This window comes from Halorussus vallis, assembly GCF_024138165.1.
In the GTDB taxonomy this organism is placed as follows: domain Archaea; phylum Halobacteriota; class Halobacteria; order Halobacteriales; family Haladaptataceae; genus Halorussus; species Halorussus vallis.
The window spans coordinates 2,120,245-2,134,477 of record NZ_CP100000.1 but is presented as its reverse complement, the minus strand read 5'-3'; the positions used below and the strand labels follow the sequence as shown (position 1 = coordinate 2,134,477).

The 14,233-nt window shown below is 69.9% G+C and carries 15 protein-coding genes; 5 read left to right on the top strand and 10 right to left on the bottom strand.

Features of this window, described 5'->3' with window-relative positions; translation table 11 throughout:
* Positions 1–30: 30 nt before the first annotated feature.
* A complete protein-coding gene (locus tag NGM07_RS10780) occupies positions 31–1,083 on the top strand; it encodes a ferredoxin--NADP reductase (RefSeq protein WP_253511084.1) in 1,053 nt (350 codons plus the stop codon).
* 45 nt (positions 1,084–1,128) lie between these two features.
* Here the strand turns inward: NGM07_RS10780 and NGM07_RS10775 are convergent, their stop codons facing one another.
* From NGM07_RS10775 to NGM07_RS10765, 3 genes are all read right to left on the bottom strand, one after another.
* On the bottom strand, positions 1,129–1,863 hold the full coding sequence (locus NGM07_RS10775; protein WP_253511081.1) for a CPBP family intramembrane glutamic endopeptidase: 735 nt from the start codon (positions 1,861–1,863) through the stop codon (positions 1,129–1,131).
* A gap of 57 nt (positions 1,864–1,920) precedes the next feature.
* Positions 1,921–2,361 carry an MOSC domain-containing protein gene (locus tag NGM07_RS10770; protein WP_253511079.1) on the bottom strand — a complete coding sequence of 147 codons (441 nt, stop codon included), beginning with the start codon at positions 2,359–2,361 and terminating at the stop codon, positions 1,921–1,923.
* A 65-nt stretch (positions 2,362–2,426) separates the two neighbouring features.
* Positions 2,427–3,344 carry an aminoglycoside phosphotransferase family protein gene (locus NGM07_RS10765; protein ID WP_253511076.1) on the bottom strand — a complete coding sequence of 306 codons (918 nt, stop codon included), beginning with the start codon at positions 3,342–3,344 and terminating at the stop codon, positions 2,427–2,429.
* A 210-nt stretch (positions 3,345–3,554) separates the two neighbouring features.
* Between NGM07_RS10765 and NGM07_RS10760 the strand changes: the two genes are divergently transcribed.
* Positions 3,555–3,914, top strand: coding sequence for a DUF6176 family protein (locus NGM07_RS10760; RefSeq protein WP_253511073.1), 360 nt, complete (start codon positions 3,555–3,557; stop codon positions 3,912–3,914).
* A gap of 27 nt (positions 3,915–3,941) precedes the next feature.
* Here NGM07_RS10760 and NGM07_RS10755 read toward each other — a convergent pair whose 3' ends face one another.
* The 3 genes from NGM07_RS10755 to NGM07_RS10745 all read right to left on the bottom strand — a co-directional run bounded on the left by NGM07_RS10755 (position 3,942) and on the right by NGM07_RS10745 (position 6,575).
* Positions 3,942–5,105 carry an acyl-CoA dehydrogenase family protein gene (locus tag NGM07_RS10755; RefSeq protein WP_253511071.1) on the bottom strand — a complete coding sequence of 388 codons (1,164 nt, stop codon included), beginning with the start codon at positions 5,103–5,105 and terminating at the stop codon, positions 3,942–3,944.
* Between the two features lie 140 nt (positions 5,106–5,245).
* Positions 5,246–5,668 (bottom strand): DUF7344 domain-containing protein, encoded by a 423-nt coding sequence (locus NGM07_RS10750; protein WP_253511069.1) that lies wholly within the window; start codon positions 5,666–5,668, stop codon positions 5,246–5,248.
* A 190-nt stretch (positions 5,669–5,858) separates the two neighbouring features.
* Positions 5,859–6,575 carry a type 1 glutamine amidotransferase gene (locus NGM07_RS10745; protein ID WP_253511067.1) on the bottom strand — a complete coding sequence of 239 codons (717 nt, stop codon included), beginning with the start codon at positions 6,573–6,575 and terminating at the stop codon, positions 5,859–5,861.
* A 135-nt stretch (positions 6,576–6,710) separates the two neighbouring features.
* On the opposite strand from NGM07_RS10745, the gene NGM07_RS10740 reads away from it, so the two are divergent.
* Positions 6,711–8,450 carry a HEAT repeat domain-containing protein gene (locus NGM07_RS10740; RefSeq protein WP_253511064.1) on the top strand — a complete coding sequence of 580 codons (1,740 nt, stop codon included), beginning with the start codon at positions 6,711–6,713 and terminating at the stop codon, positions 8,448–8,450.
* Positions 8,451–8,454: 4 nt separating this feature from the next.
* Here NGM07_RS10740 and NGM07_RS10735 read toward each other — a convergent pair whose 3' ends face one another.
* The 4 genes from NGM07_RS10735 to NGM07_RS10720 form a co-directional block, all read right to left on the bottom strand.
* On the bottom strand, positions 8,455–10,026 hold the full coding sequence (locus tag NGM07_RS10735) for a class I adenylate-forming enzyme family protein (protein WP_253511060.1): 1,572 nt from the start codon (positions 10,024–10,026) through the stop codon (positions 8,455–8,457).
* Positions 10,027–10,161: 135 nt separating this feature from the next.
* Positions 10,162–10,968, bottom strand: coding sequence for an alpha/beta fold hydrolase (locus NGM07_RS10730; RefSeq protein WP_253511058.1), 807 nt, complete (start codon positions 10,966–10,968; stop codon positions 10,162–10,164).
* 69 nt (positions 10,969–11,037) lie between these two features.
* Positions 11,038–11,556, bottom strand: coding sequence for a hypothetical protein (locus tag NGM07_RS10725; protein ID WP_253511055.1), 519 nt, complete (start codon positions 11,554–11,556; stop codon positions 11,038–11,040).
* 75 nt (positions 11,557–11,631) lie between these two features.
* A complete protein-coding gene (locus NGM07_RS10720) occupies positions 11,632–12,534 on the bottom strand; it encodes an ArsR/SmtB family transcription factor (protein WP_253511052.1) in 903 nt (300 codons plus the stop codon).
* A gap of 108 nt (positions 12,535–12,642) precedes the next feature.
* On the opposite strand from NGM07_RS10720, the gene NGM07_RS10715 reads away from it, so the two are divergent.
* Together NGM07_RS10715 and NGM07_RS10710 are read left to right on the top strand one after the other, a co-directional pair.
* A complete protein-coding gene (locus NGM07_RS10715; RefSeq protein ID WP_253511049.1) occupies positions 12,643–12,864 on the top strand; it encodes a hypothetical protein in 222 nt (73 codons plus the stop codon).
* A gap of 81 nt (positions 12,865–12,945) precedes the next feature.
* On the top strand, positions 12,946–14,196 hold the full coding sequence (locus NGM07_RS10710) for an HD domain-containing protein (RefSeq protein ID WP_253511046.1): 1,251 nt from the start codon (positions 12,946–12,948) through the stop codon (positions 14,194–14,196).
* Positions 14,197–14,233 lie beyond the last annotated feature (37 nt).

Genomic DNA, 14,233 nt, shown 5'->3' with positions numbered 1-14,233 from the left:
AACCGACTCGCGCCCGACTAGCCTGACGATATGGGGCGGGAGCGAATCACCCAACGAGAGGCGGCCGAGACGCTACCGCTGATAACCGAGGGCACGGAGGTCGTCGACGTTGAGGCGATGGACCACAACCGGCGCGACGAGATCGAGACCGAGGTCCGCGAAACCCTCCGGCGACACGACGCCGAGGAACTGCTGGCCCAGGCCGAAACCGCCAACGACGAGGACGTCGACTGGGAGCGGTTCCGCGAGGCGTGGGACGAGGGCGACCCGCCGGGCGCGCTCGAAAAGAAGTTCTCGACGCTCCGCCAGCGGAGCCGACGGGCCTACCCGTCGCTGCTGAAGATCCGCTTCGACGAGGACGAGACCGACATCGACTTCGCGCCCGGCCAGTACGTCACGGTCCGGTACGGCGGCGTGCCGCGGCCCTACTCCATCGCCTCGTCGCCGAACGACGACGCGCTCGAAATCTGCGTCCGGCGCGTCCCCGGCGGCAAACTCACGACGCAACTCTGTAGCGAGGCGGAGGTGGGCGACGACGTGACCCTGCGGGGTCCGAACGGGGAGTTCACGCTCCAGGAACCCTCCGGCCGAGACGTGGTGTTCCTCGCCACCGGAACCGGCGTCGCGCCGTTCCGGAGCATGATCGAGTACACCTTCGAGGAGGGCCGCGACGAGTTCGGCGGCGAACAGCGCGACGTCTGGCTGTTCCTCGGCACCGGGTGGCGGGACGACTTGGCGTACCGCGAGGAGTTCCGAGCGCTCGACGACAAACACGACAACTTCCACTTCGTGCCCACGCTCTCCCGGGAGGAGTACCTCACCGACTGGGCGGGCGAAACCGCCTACGTCCAGCAGACGCTGCTGAAGTACGTCGTCGACGACGCGCTGGCCGACGTCGACCTCACCGACGCGATGGAGCGCATCGCCGGCGAGGAACCGAACTACGACATCGACGCCCGCATCGACCCCGCGAACGCCGAGGTGTACGCATGCGGGACCAACGTGATGGTCGAGGGGCTGACCGCCGTCGTCCGGCGACTCGGCGTGCCCGACGACTACCTGGAGAGCGAAGGGTTCGGATAGCGGCGCCGGTCGCGACCTCCGACGAATCGTCGTCCGCGGCCGCCGTCAGGCGAGTCGCCCGCCCACCAGCGAGAGGTACGCCGCGGCGAACAGGACCGCGTCGTACAGGCCGTGGGCGACCACCGGCGCGAACAGGTTGCCCGTCCAGTCGTACATCGCGCCGAGCGCGACCGAGATGCAGAACAACAGCGCGAGCACGCCCGCCGCTCCCGCCGCGTCGAGTCCGGCGATGAGCGCGTTCGGCAGGTGGACGACCGCGAACAGCACGCTGGCGACCAGTATCGCGCCCCGGCGCGAGAACGACTCGGCGAGGTACTTCTGTATCACGTTGCGGAACAGCAGTTCCTCGGCGGGACCGACGACCAGCACCGACAGGGGGACGAGCACGAGGAGCGCCTCCAGCAGGCCGCGGTCGGCCAGGCCGCCGAGGCCTCGCCCGCCGAGCGAGACGCCGGCCGCGCCCAGCAGGAACCCGCCGACCGCCCGAATCCCCAGCAGGACGAGCGTCCCGACCGCCGCCCACGCGAGGTCGCGCTTGGTCGGCGCCCGCACGTCGAGGTACGCCAACCCGCGACCGGTCACGAGCAGGAAGGCGACGCCCGTCACGACGAACCCGAACTCCGAGAGCGCGATGACCGCCGCGACGCTCCCCGCGAGGTCGAGGACGGCGACGGTCGCGCCGAGACCGACGAGGAGGAAGACCCCGCCGACGATGCTCGCCGTGACGACGAGGGCGACGGCGACGATGACGGCGGCGAGGCGTCGCGCGATAGAACCCATGGCGACCGCTACGGTCGGCGGGAAGAAATAGGTTGTCAGGGAGACACGTATCCGAGGTTACAGCACTTCGAGTTCGTCGCCGACCGAGACGTCGCCCGACTCCACCACGTCGGCGCAGAGGCCGCCGCGGTGCAGCAGTGCCGACACCGCGCCGTCCTCGGTGAGCGATTCGAGGTGGCCGCAGGGTTCGCAGAGTTCGACGCCCTCGCAGACGACCTCGCCGACGCGGAACCGCTCGCCGACGAGGTGGTTCAGCGCGGCGTCCCTGGTGGTTATCTGGCGGCGGTGGCGGCCGTCGCCCATCTCGACGCCCGCCTCGGCCTCGGCGGCCTCTACCGCCTCGGCCTCGATGAGCGTCAGGTCGAAGCTGTCGCCGCCGAACTTGCGGTCGCCGCGCAGTCCCTCGCCGGCGACCGCCTCGACGGAGTCCGTCGGTTCGGTTTCCGCGCCGGATTCGGGCGCGAGGTGGATGGCCTCGACGCGTCCGGTTCCGTTCATATCGAATCGCTCGGAGCGCGGGGACTTAGCTCTCGCGACGGTGTGTCACTCGTTCGTAGCGACGCTCAGACGGTGTCGTACACGTACTCCCGGAATGCGGCCGCAGTGCGGGCCTTCTCCTGCCCGGTTTGTTGGCGCTGGAGGTGGAGCGCCTTCAGATACGACACCGCGTTGATTAGCCGATAGATTTCGCCGCGGCGCTCGAACCCTTCTGGGAGGGGCCGAACCGACTCGTATCCCTCGCGGAACGCTGCGAGGACGGCGTCGCGTTCGGTCGGTTCGGCCTCGCTCTGCAGGGGGAGTGCCGTCCGCCAGTAGTCGTACTCCCCGGGGGCGACCAGCGCGTGTTCCCAGTCGACGACGCAGGTGACTTCGCCGTCCTCCGCGGCGACGTGCTCGGGAAGGTAGTTGCCGTGAGTGAGTACGGGGTCGCCGGCTCCGTCCAGCAGGTCGGGGCGCTCGCGCACGAACGTCAGCGCGGCGTCGGCGACCTCCGAATAGCCGAACGCCGCGAGGTAGTCCCGCCGGTCGGCGAGCAAGTCGCAGACGGTTTCGTGCCACGAGTCGCGAGCGTCGACCGCGAGCGCGTCCCCCGCGTCCCGCGGAAATCCGGTCGCCGCGAACGACCCTGCGGTTTCCGCGTGCAGCGTCGCCAGTCCTGCGCCCATCACCCGGGCGCGTTCTGCGTCGGCGGTCGCTTCTCCAGGTAGCCCGTCACGCCACTCCGCGACGAACCAGTCCTCTCCGACCGCGAGGACTTCGGGGACGGGAACCGAGGTCGTCCGCCCGATCCGAGCGATTACGCGGGCCTCCGCGGCGGGGTCGGCCCGCTGACCCCGGGCGACCTTACAGACCGCGCGCGTCCCGTCTATCGTCACCTCGTAGACTGCGTGAGGCGGAACGGCGTGGAGTCGTCGGACCACCTCGTATTCGTCCGAAATCGATGCGAGCGCGCCGTGAACGTCTCGATTTGCTGTCGTCATAGTTTCGTCGCGTTACGTGCGACGACCGGCCAAAGTGCGGTGCAGGGTCTGCGTTCGTGGTACTCACGCAGGCTTTCGGGACGTGATTCGTCCGTCGGTGCCGCGGCTATGGCCGGAAAGAAGACGCTCTCACGTTCTCCGAACTGATACTTAGTTCTTTATCTATTCGGCCCTTGACGATTAAGTCTCCGCCGTGCGTCCCGACGAACGATGACCGACGTCGTTCTCACGAAACAGAAGGTCGAACCGGGGAAGGAAGAGCGCCTGCGCGAGTGGATGGCCGAGGTTCGCTCGCGTGAGGACGAAGCCCTCGAAACGCTCGCGCAGGAAGGGATGCACACCGAATCGGCGTTCCTCGAACACACCGACGACGGCACGTATCTCGTCTACTTCATGGAAGCCGACGACATGGACGCCGTCTACGATGCCTACCAGAACTCGGATCACGACATCGACCACGAACACCAGTCCGTGATGGCGGAGACGCTCGCCGATTTCGAGAACGTCGGCGACTACGAACCGCTCTATCACCTCGTAAATCACGAACGGCCGGGGACGCCGACGGAGTGAGAGGAAAACCGCGGACGCCGAGTTCGCTTACTCGAACGCCGCAATCCCCGTCAAATCCTGGCCCAGAATCAGCGTGTGGATGTCGTGGGTGCCCTCGTAGGTGTACACCGTCTCCATGTTCGCCATGTGGCGCATCGGCGAGTAGTCGGTGGTGATGCCGTTGCCCCCGAGCATCTCGCGGGCGACCTTCGCCTGGTCGCGAGCCATCCGGACGTTGTTGCGCTTGGCCATCGAGACGTGCTGGGGTCGCAGGTCGCCCCGCTCTTTGAGGTCGGCGAGTCGGTGGGCCAGCAGTTGGGCGGTCGTGATTTCGGTGGCCATCTCGGCGAGTTTCTGCTGCTGGATCTGGAAGCGCGCGATGGGGCCGCCGAACTGGTCGCGCTCGGTGGCGTAGTCGCGGGCCGTCTCGAAGCAGTCCCGCGCCGCTCCGACCGCGCCCCACGCGATACCGTAGCGCGCCTGGGTGAGACACGACAGCGGGCCCTTCATCCCCTCGACGCCCGGCAGAACGTCCTCTTCGTGGACGTAGACGTTGTTCAGGCCGATTTCGCCCGTCACGGAGGCGCGCATCGAGAGCTTCTCGTCTATCTTGTTCGTCGTCACGCCGTCCGTGTCCGTCTCGACGAGGAAGCCCCGGACCGGGTTCTCCTCGGCCGAGCGGTCGCGGGCCCACACGACCGCCACGTCCGAGATGGGGGAGTTGGTGATCCACGTCTTCGAGCCGTTGAGGACGTACTCGTCGCCCTCCTTCTCGGCGTAGGTTTCCATCCCGGAGGGGTTCGAGCCGTGCTCGGGTTCGGTGAGGCCGAAACAGCCCACGAGTTCGCCCTCGCCGAGGCCGGGTAGCCAGCGCTCTTTCTGCTCCTCGGAACCGTAAGCGCGGATGGGGTACATCACGAGCGCGCCCTGGACGCTCGCCATCGAGCGGATGCCCGAGTCGCCGGCCTCCAGTTCCTGCATCAACAGCCCGTAGGCCTTCTCGCTCACGTTCGGCGAGCCGTACCCCTCCAGGTTGGGCGCGTAGAAGCCGAGTTCGCCCATCTCGGGGATGAGGTCGGTGGGAAAGGTGCCGTCCTCGAAGTGGTCGCCGATGTCGGGTTCGACCTGCTCCTCGACGAACCGGCGAGCGGTGTCTCGAATCATCCGCTCTTCCTCGTCGAGGTCCTCCTCCAGCGAGACGTAATCGAGCATGGAAAAACGTGTGGCCCGAACTCTCAAAAACGCTCCCTTTCGTTCGCAAGAATTGCCGGGGGCGCGGACGAACCGCGACCCCGGACGCTCCCGGAAATTTCGGAGCGTCTACCGTCCGCCGCCGTCGGTTCGCCGGGGGTCTACCGCTCGACGTTGTCGTCTCGCTCGACCGCGATGTCGAGGTACGCGTCGGCCTGTTCGGCGTGCGGGCCGCGGTCGACCAGCAGGTCCTGCTCGTCGTACTTGACCAGTCCCATCATCGACAGCTTGGGCAACTGCGAGTGGGCGAGCGACGTGAACACCCGTTCGCGGTGCTCCTCGGAAACTAGGTCGATGGCCTTGCCGGTCTCCCACGCCGCCACCACGTCGGCCAGTTCGTCGAGCGATACCGCCCCGTCCTCCTCGCGGAGGTGGACCAGTACGTACCGACTCCGGCGCGAGGACAGCGCGTCGAACACGTTGTCCTGCGACAGCGGGGGTACGTTCAGGTCCGGTTCGCGGGGCGTGGCGGTCGTCTCGGTGCCCGCGTTTCCGCGCTGGCCGTTGGAAATCTCGTCTTTCATTTTCTCCGTATAGCGGCCGAGCAGGGGTGGGTGTAGTGGTTCATTGGTCATGGGGTTTAAGTACTCTGTCGCCGCGCAAAATCGCGTTCCGGCGTCGACTCGGCTGTGAGTGCCGTCGACCGACGTCTGAGAATCAGGCCTCCGTTCGACCGACGAACCCGCCGCCGTGCTGAACCGACCCGGTCGTAACCTACACCGCCGAGGCCGAGTCGACCTCGGCGGCAGCGTCGTTGCGGACCTCGCGGACGTAGTCGCAGAAGTTCTCGAAGACGACCTTTGCTTCGCAGGCGGCCTCGAAGTTCTCCTCGGTGATGCCGTCGAGGACGCGCTGGAGGCGCTCGTCGCCGAGGTCCTTGCCCTTCGTCACCGTCTCGGCGGTGTCGGTGTCGTACTCGGGGTGGAACTGCAGGCCGAAGACGTGGCCCTTGCGGAAGCCGTGGTTCGAGTAGTCGTTGACGGCGATCTCCTCGGCGCCGGGCGGGAGTTCGGCCACCTCGTCGGAGTGGGTGGTGAAGACGGTGAACCGCCGGCTGACGCCCTCGAACAGCGGCGAGTCGCCGGTGTGTTCGACCTCGCGGTAGCCGATCTCGTACTCGCCCATGTCCCGGACCTCGCCGCCGAGTACGTCGGCGAGCAGTTGGTGGCCCCAGCAGACGCCGAGGCAGGGCAGACCCGCGTCGATGGCTCGCTCGACCCACTCCTTCGTGGGTTCGATCCACTCCTCGTCCCAGTACACCGACGACCGCGACCCGGAAACCACCACGCCGTCGAAGTCGACGGTGTCGGGCAGGCGGCCCTCGGTGGCCTCGAACTCCACGAGGTCGGCGTCGAGTTCCCGCCGGAAGTTCCGCCGGGTGTCCGTCCCGTCGTGGGCGGCGTTGATGAACGCGATTCGCAATCGACTCATTGTCGTCTTCCAGACGCCCTCGGTCAAAAGGACTTGCGCTACCGGGAGTACTGCCGGTATCTCCGACCGCGAGCGACCGGCGGAACGACTGTCGGGTGAGAAACTATTACTTCGGCCGGTTCGACCGTCGACCCGATGGGCGTCGACCGCTGGCTGGAATTCCACTCCCGTACCCCCGTCGACGAGGAACTCGTCCGCCGCGTCTGTGGAGCGTTCGCCTCCCGCGGTGGGGAGTTCCTCGGCGACGAACCTCTCGAAGAGGTCCTCGCCGAACCGCTCGACCGGGACGGTCGGTGGTTCGATTTCCGGTTCGACCGGCATGGGACGTTCCGGTGCGCCGTCTCCGCCTTCCCTGGGTCGCCGCGGCTTCGCGTCCACGTTCCGAACCGTGCGGCGAACCTGACGTTCCTGTCGGTCGTCGAACTGGGTGCGGCGGTCTTCGACGCCGGCGAGTTCGCGTTCGGTCGACTCGCGACCGAGTACGAGCACTTTCCCGGCGACGAACTGACCGCCGAACTGTGGACGTCCTCCTCGCCGGTGCTGTACTACGGTCCGGAACTCGTCGCGGACCTCGGCCGGGAGCGACTTCTGGACGCACCCGGCCTCGCGAGCCGCGCAGAACCCGACGGAAACGTCGTCCTCGCGACCGCTCCGTCCGTCCACGGGTCGGACGTCCCGTTTCGGGAGTACCTCACCGACGAGTACGCGGTCGCTCCCTGCGACACCGGACGGTTGCCCGACGGCGACGTCGACGCCGACCTCCCGGACGACATCTTCGGCCTGCTGTCGCACCTCGACGGGTGGGGTGCCGAGGCCGCCTACGATTCGCTCGCAGGAGAGGGCGAGCGGGCGGTTTCGTGGCTGACGGACCGCCTCTCGGCCGACCGTCCGCGAGTCCGAGCGAGCGCGGCCGCGTCGCTCGCGCTCCTCCGCCGAGGAAAGTCGAGCGGAACCGGACACGCGTCGGTTGGCACCCGGACCGACGACAACCCGAAGTACCGAGCGGCCACCGCCGCGGCGGCGACGCTCGCCGGCGACGGCGGCGAAGCCGGTTCCACCCTGTCGACGCTCCTCTCGGACGCCGACCCGAAGGTGCGGCGGGCGGCCGCCGAATCGCTCGACGCCGACGAAGCCAACGCCCGCGCGTCGGCGCTGTTCGCGATGCTGACCGACGACTCCTCGCCCGCCGTCCGAACCGCCGCGGCGTGTGCGCTCAGGGCCGTCCCGGACGAGGAGGCGATTCGCCGTCTCGGCGTCGCCCTTCGAGACGACTCATCGCCGCTCGTCCGCGCGGCCGCCGCGGACGCGCTCGGCCGTTCGTTCTACGACCTCGACGACGGTGTCCTGGCGACCGTCGCCCGCCGAATCCTCCGGTCGGACTCGGAGCCGCGAGTTCGCGCGGCGGTCCTCTGGATGGCCCGACACGAACTTCCGCTCCCGTTCGTCCTCGACGCGCTCGAAACCGAGTCCGGAGTCGTCCGGGAGACGGCGGTCGACATCGTCGCCGAGGGCGCGGCGACGGTTCGCCGAACGCCGGACCTCCGCGGCGCCGACAACTTTCGCGAGAACGTCCGGACGCACCTCGACCGGGTCGCCGCCCTGCTCGCCGATGGCGACCCGGTCGTCCAGACGACCGCCGTGACGGCTCTCGCGGTCGCGGCGACCGACGACCCCGAGACGGTCGACCGACTGGCGACGCGACTCGCCGAATCGAGCGACCGACCGACTCGCGGTGGCCTCCGGCAGGCGCTGCGACTCGCCTCGGCCGAACGGTCGACCGGGCGGTTCGGCGACTACCTGGGACTCGGAGACGAGTGGCCGCGGGACGTCGGCTACCGGCGGCGCGCCACCACCTGTCGTCACCGGTTCCGGTGAACCGTCACCGCTCGTCAATGCGCTCCTCGTCGGCGAACCACTCGCGGCGAATCTTCGCCCGGTCGGGTTCGCCGGTCGGCCGCCGGGGCAACTGCTCGACGTCCACGATTTCGCGGGGTTCGACCCCCGACGGGATGCGGTCGGCGACGTACTCCCGGAGTTCGCCGGGGTCGGCGTCGCCCACGACGACGGCCCGCAGGCCGTCGGCGTCGGCCACCGCACCGGCCGCGGTCACGTCCTCGTGGGACGCCAGCGCCCGCTCGACGGCGCGGGGGTGGACGCGCCCGTCGGCGTCCTCGAACGCCTCGCCGGCGCGTCCGAGCACGTAGTAGTCGCCGTCCTCCCCCACCGCGAGGTCGCCGGTCGACACCCACCCCGAGAACTCCCGGAGTCCGCCGTCGGCGTCCAGGTAACCGCTCGCGACCACCCGCCCGCGGGCTTCGAACTCCCCGACTTCGCCGTCCTCGACTCGCTCGCCGTCCGCGACCACCCGGACCTCGCAGTCGGGGAAGGGCCGACCGACGAGGTCTGGGTCGAAGTCCGGCCCCGCCTCCGCCCCGCCGCTCTCGGGCGGAACGTAGCAGTTCGCGCCGGTTTCGACGCTCGCGTACACTCGAACCACGGGCGCCTCGTCGGCCAGTGCCTCGCGGGCGTCGACCGGCAACGGGTCGATCGCGCCGAACCACTCTAAACTGTCGAGCGTTGCCGACTCGAAGGCGTCGGACTCGACCAGTTCGCGGTACTCGGTCGCGCCGGCGAGACAGACGGTCGCGCCCTCGCGCTCGACCGCGGCCAGCGCGCTCTCGGCGTCGAAGACCCGCAGGAGCGCGACGCGCCCGCCGACGTACAGCAGCGGGAGCGCCGTCCGGAGCAGGCCGTCGGCGTCCGAGAACGGCAGGAGCGTCGGCGCGCGGTCGTCGCGGCCGAGTCCCCACGCCGCCGCGGCGGTGACGCAGTTCCACTCGACCGCCCGCTCGGACATCGCCACGACGCGCTCGGCCGCGGTCGGGTCGGCGTTCAGCGACTCGCCGGGGCGCTGGGGTTCCTCGTCGTCCTCGCCGACCGCCGACCGGTCGGCCTCCCCCGTGGCGTGGAGGTACAACAGCGGGTCCTCGGGGTCGAGGTCGACTCGCTCGTAGTCCTCGCCGTCGTGGCGCCGCAGGTCGTCGAACTCCTGGGAGCGGTCGTCGGCCACCTCCCGGACCAGGTCGCGCTGGGCGGCCTCGTGGACCACGACTTCTGGCGAGACGGTTTCGAACGGCCCCTCGACGGTCGCGGGGGTCAGTCGGTGAGAGACGGGCGCGAGCACCGCTCCGAGGCGGCGGACGGCGAACAGCAGCGCCAGCACTTCGACCCGGTTGCGCGAGACGACCGCCACGGCGTCGCCCGCCTCGACGCCGAGCGCGGCCAATCGCCGGGCTAACCGCTCGGCCCGGTCGTTCAAGTCGGCGTAGCTCACCCGCTCGCCGGCGGGCGCCGCCCCGGCCTGTCCCCCCGCGGATTCGTCGGCGCCGTCCTCGACGACGGCGGTTCGGTCCCCCCACAGCGCCGCTCGGCGTTCGAGCGAGAGCGTCATGGCGAAACCTTCGCCGCCCCACGCCGTAGGCGTTGTCCCCGCGCGGGCCGACCGGCGAATCGCCGATTCGCCGGTCGGCCCGGCGGTGCTCCGGGGGTGAGTCGCCAGTCCGGTGGTCGATCGTCGGTCCGGAGGTCAGTCGTCGCTCTGTGCTTCGAGGAAGCCGACGAGCGCGTCGTTGACCTCCTTCGAGCGCTCGACGAAGAAGAGGTGCTCGCCCGCGAACTCGACGAGTTCGCCATTCGGGAGTTGGTCGGCGAGCAAGCGACCGTTCTCCGGTGGGTAGACCCGGTCGTCGGTCCCGACCATCACGAGCGCCGGCACCGTAATCTCGTAGAGATGGTCGCTGACGTCGAACGCGTCGGCGGCGTCGAAGTAGGCCCGCTGGACCTCGCGGGTCGCGTCCTCCGCGGCCCGCCAGGCGACGATTCGCTCGACCAGGTCCTCGGTTTCGAGCAGTTCGTCGCCCGCCACCGCGTCGAGCGAGGTGCGAAGCGACTCGGGGTCGTCGCGCCCGGCCCGGAGTCGCTCGCGGACCGCGGGCGGCGTCGGCGTCGCCCGCGGTCCGCCCGGGGAGGTGCCGAGCAGGCTCAACGACCGCGCACGCGAGTAGTCGAGGGCGTACTGCAACGCGACCATCCCGCCCGTTCCCGCGCCGACGACGTGGGCCTTCCGCACCCCGGCGTCGGCGAGGACGGCTTCCAGGTCGGCGGCTTGCTCCTCGATTCTGTAACTGTCCGCTTCGTCCGAGCGCCCGGTTCCGCGGGCCTCGTAGGTCACGACCTCGAACGGGCCGGCCAGCGCGTCGTACTGCCAGGCCCACTGCCAGGCGCCGTAGCACGCGTCCGGGACCAGCGCGACCGTCTCGGCTTCGCCGTCGCGCCCGTCGCCGCCGTCGATCTCGTAGTGGAGGGAGACGCCGTGGTTGTCGGCAGTCGGCATGGCCGTGGGTTGGGCGCGTCGGGGTTTGAGTGGTTCGCTCCCGGCCCGAGACGAGGCGCTCGCCCCGACTCACCGACCGACCGCCGCCCGGGCGGCCCACGCCAGCGCGACGACCCCGACCGCGGCGCTGGCGACTCCCACTGCGGCCGGGCCCGAACCGAAGTCGCGCGCCGCGAGGACGACGCCGAATCCCAGGAGCGCCGCGCCGAGCACGCCGGCGAGCACCGTCGAGTATCGACCCTCCAGTTCTCCCCGATGGTGGAACTCGTAGAGCGCGCCGACGCCGAAGACGACCCCGACGAGTCCGCCGAACCCCGCGAGCGTCGCGTTCCCGCTTACGGTGAGGAAGAGCGCGACTCCGAACCCGAGGAGGGAGACGGCGGCGTCGACGACGGCCTCGTTCCGGCGGTAGTGCGCGGAGGCGTACCGCAGCAGCGCCACGAGGCCGACGACCCCGGTCGTGGCGACCCACCAGAGTTCGGCGTCCGAGGGGTCGTGGTCGGTCGTCGCGTAGAGGTAGCCGTACAGGACCGCGACGCCGACCGCCAGCAGGCCGAATCCGAGGTCGCCCACCGAGCGTTCGGGCATGGGCCTGATCGTTCGACACACGACGTGTCGGGCAAAAAACCTTCCGTCGGGGGTTCTCCGAGTCGGTCCGGCGGGTCAGCGCGTGGTCGTCTCGACGACGTTCAGGTCGCCGTCGACGACGACGCGGAGCGTCTCGTCGCCGGCGTCCACCTCGACGGCGACTCGCCAGGGGTCCTCGGACACCACTTCGGTCCGGGTGTCGGCGGAGACGAACTCCAGTGACCAGACTCGGCGGGTCGAGAGGTCGACGCCGCGCTGGTAGCAGAACGACACCACCGCGGGTTCGAACAGGAGGTGGGCGCCGACCCGGGTGTAGTTGTACGCGCCGCAGTGGTCGCACTCGTAGAGTGTGAGCGCGCTGGTGGCGGCCGGGTCGCCGTACCGGTGGTCCTCGCTCGGAACCATGAGTTCGGGCGGGACCCGGCCGGCGCACCGCGGGCAGATGCGGTTCGACAGCGACGAGAGGTGGTCGCGGATGCGCTGGTCGGCCGCCCGGAGCGTCTCCTCGCGCCGCGCGGGGTCGAGGCTGCTCGGCGGCAGGTGGCAGTGGTAGAACTCCGTCTCGCAGTCGCCGCAGTCGATTCGGAACACGAGGCCGTCGTAGCGCCCCCGGAGCGTCCCGTCGCAGACGTGACACCCGGCGTCGAGGTCGAAGGGGGCCACCGACACGTCCTCGGTGAAGGTGCCGGCGCGTATCGACTGGTAGACCAGGACGCCGGGAAACCGGAGCCGATAGCCGTCCTCGACGCCCTCGACGAAGTGGCCGGTCAGCCGCTTGAGGTGGTAGTTGAACCGGCCGCTCTGGGCGACGTCGGCCCGTCGGCGGAGTTCGGAGAACGACAGCGCGTTCGAGTCCTCGGGTTCGGCGGCGTCGCCGAGCGCCCGGAGTATCTTCAGTCGGGTTTCGTCGGCGAGTAGCGTGAACGCGTCGTCGGGGTCGAGGCCTTCGGACGCCGTCACGTCCAGTTCGTCCGACATGTGTTCACGCTCCTCGACCGTCGGCGCGAGTAAACGTCTTTCGGACGCCGACACGTAAACCCCTCAATTATTTCAAGACGAAAGTTGCAATCGGTAGACGAACGCCACATGTCCGAACGACTCCCCGCCGAACGGTTCGTCGACGTCGTCCGTTCCCACCTCTCGGTCGCGGGTATCGGACTACTCGTCGCGGCCGGGTTCGCCGCGTACTTCGTCCTCGTCGTCCCCGACGAACTCGCGACCCTGCTGGTGGGCGGCGCGGCCGCGCTCGCGCTCGCCTCGTACGCGCCCGTATTCTCGATTCTCGCGGTGTCCTGGCTCCACGACTGAGCCATCGCCGACCGACCCGCGGCGACCGCCGGTCGCGGCAGACCTGTCACCTTTTTGTCGGCGCTTTCCCAAGGTCGGCCGATGGAAGCCATCAAGGACAGCGTCCACGACCACATCCCGGTCGGGGACCTCGCCCGCGACCTGCTGGACGCGCCGGAGTTCCAGCGGTTGCGCCACATCAAGCAACTCGGCACGGTCAGGCTCGTCTACCCCTCCGCGAACCACACCCGGTTCGAGCACAGCCTCGGCGTCTACCACCTCGCCCGCGAGGCGCTCGCCCACCTCGGCGTCGACGGCGAGCGCGCGAAGGCCGTCCGGGCGGCCGCGATGCTCCACGACGTGGGTCACGGTCCCTACGGCCACCAGACCGAGGGCATCATCCAGCGCCGCCTCGGCCGCCACCACGACGAAATCGGCCACCTACTCGCCGGCGACTCGGGTCGCGACGCGACTCGAGTCGCCGGCGAAGGTATTCCCGGCGGGCCGGCGACCGAGGGCGACCCCGCGGGCGACGACTCGCTCGCCACGGTCCTCGAATCCCACGGCCTCGACCCCGACGAGGTCGCCGCGCTGGTCGCGGGCGAGGGCGAACTCGGCGGCCTCGTCGCTGGCGAACTCGACGTCGACCGGGTCGACTACCTCCTCCGGGACGCCCACCACACCGGCGTCCCCTACGGCACCATCGACCCCGAGCGCCTGCTGTCAGCGCTCCGTCTGCGGGACGGTGACCTCGTGCTCGCGGCGGGCAACGTCCCGACCGCCGAGAGCGTGCTGGTCGCCCGCGCGCTGATGAACGCCGCGGTCTACCGCCACCACACCTCCCGCATCGCGGGTGCGATGCTCGAACGCGCCAGCGAGCGCCTGCTCGACGCCGACGCGACCGACCTCGACCCCGAGCGCTTCGCCCGGATGACCGACGCCGAACTGCTGGCGGCGCTCCGGGCGTGCGAGACGACCGCCGAAACCGCCGCCCGCCTCGAACGCCGGGACCTCTACAAGCGGGCGGCGTGGGCCGAACTCGACGCGGTTCCCGAGGCGGTCGTCACCGCCGACCACGAGACGGTCCGGGCGTTCGAACGCGACATCGCCGCCGCCGCGGGCGTCGCGCCCGACCGCGTGCTGGTGGACACACCGGGCGAACCCTCGATTCCCGAGTCCTCAACCAGCGTGGTCGTCGGCGAGGAGGTGCGGCGACTCCCCGAGGAGTCGCCGCTGGTCGAGGGCGTGCTGGCGGCCGGCCGCGCGCAGTGGCGCTTCGGCGTCTACGCGCCCGAGCGGCACACGGATGCAGTAGGTCGAGCGGCCGAGCGCGTGCTGGGCGTGGAGTCGTGACGGCGCGAATCGGGTGAATCCGCCAGTGGGCATAACT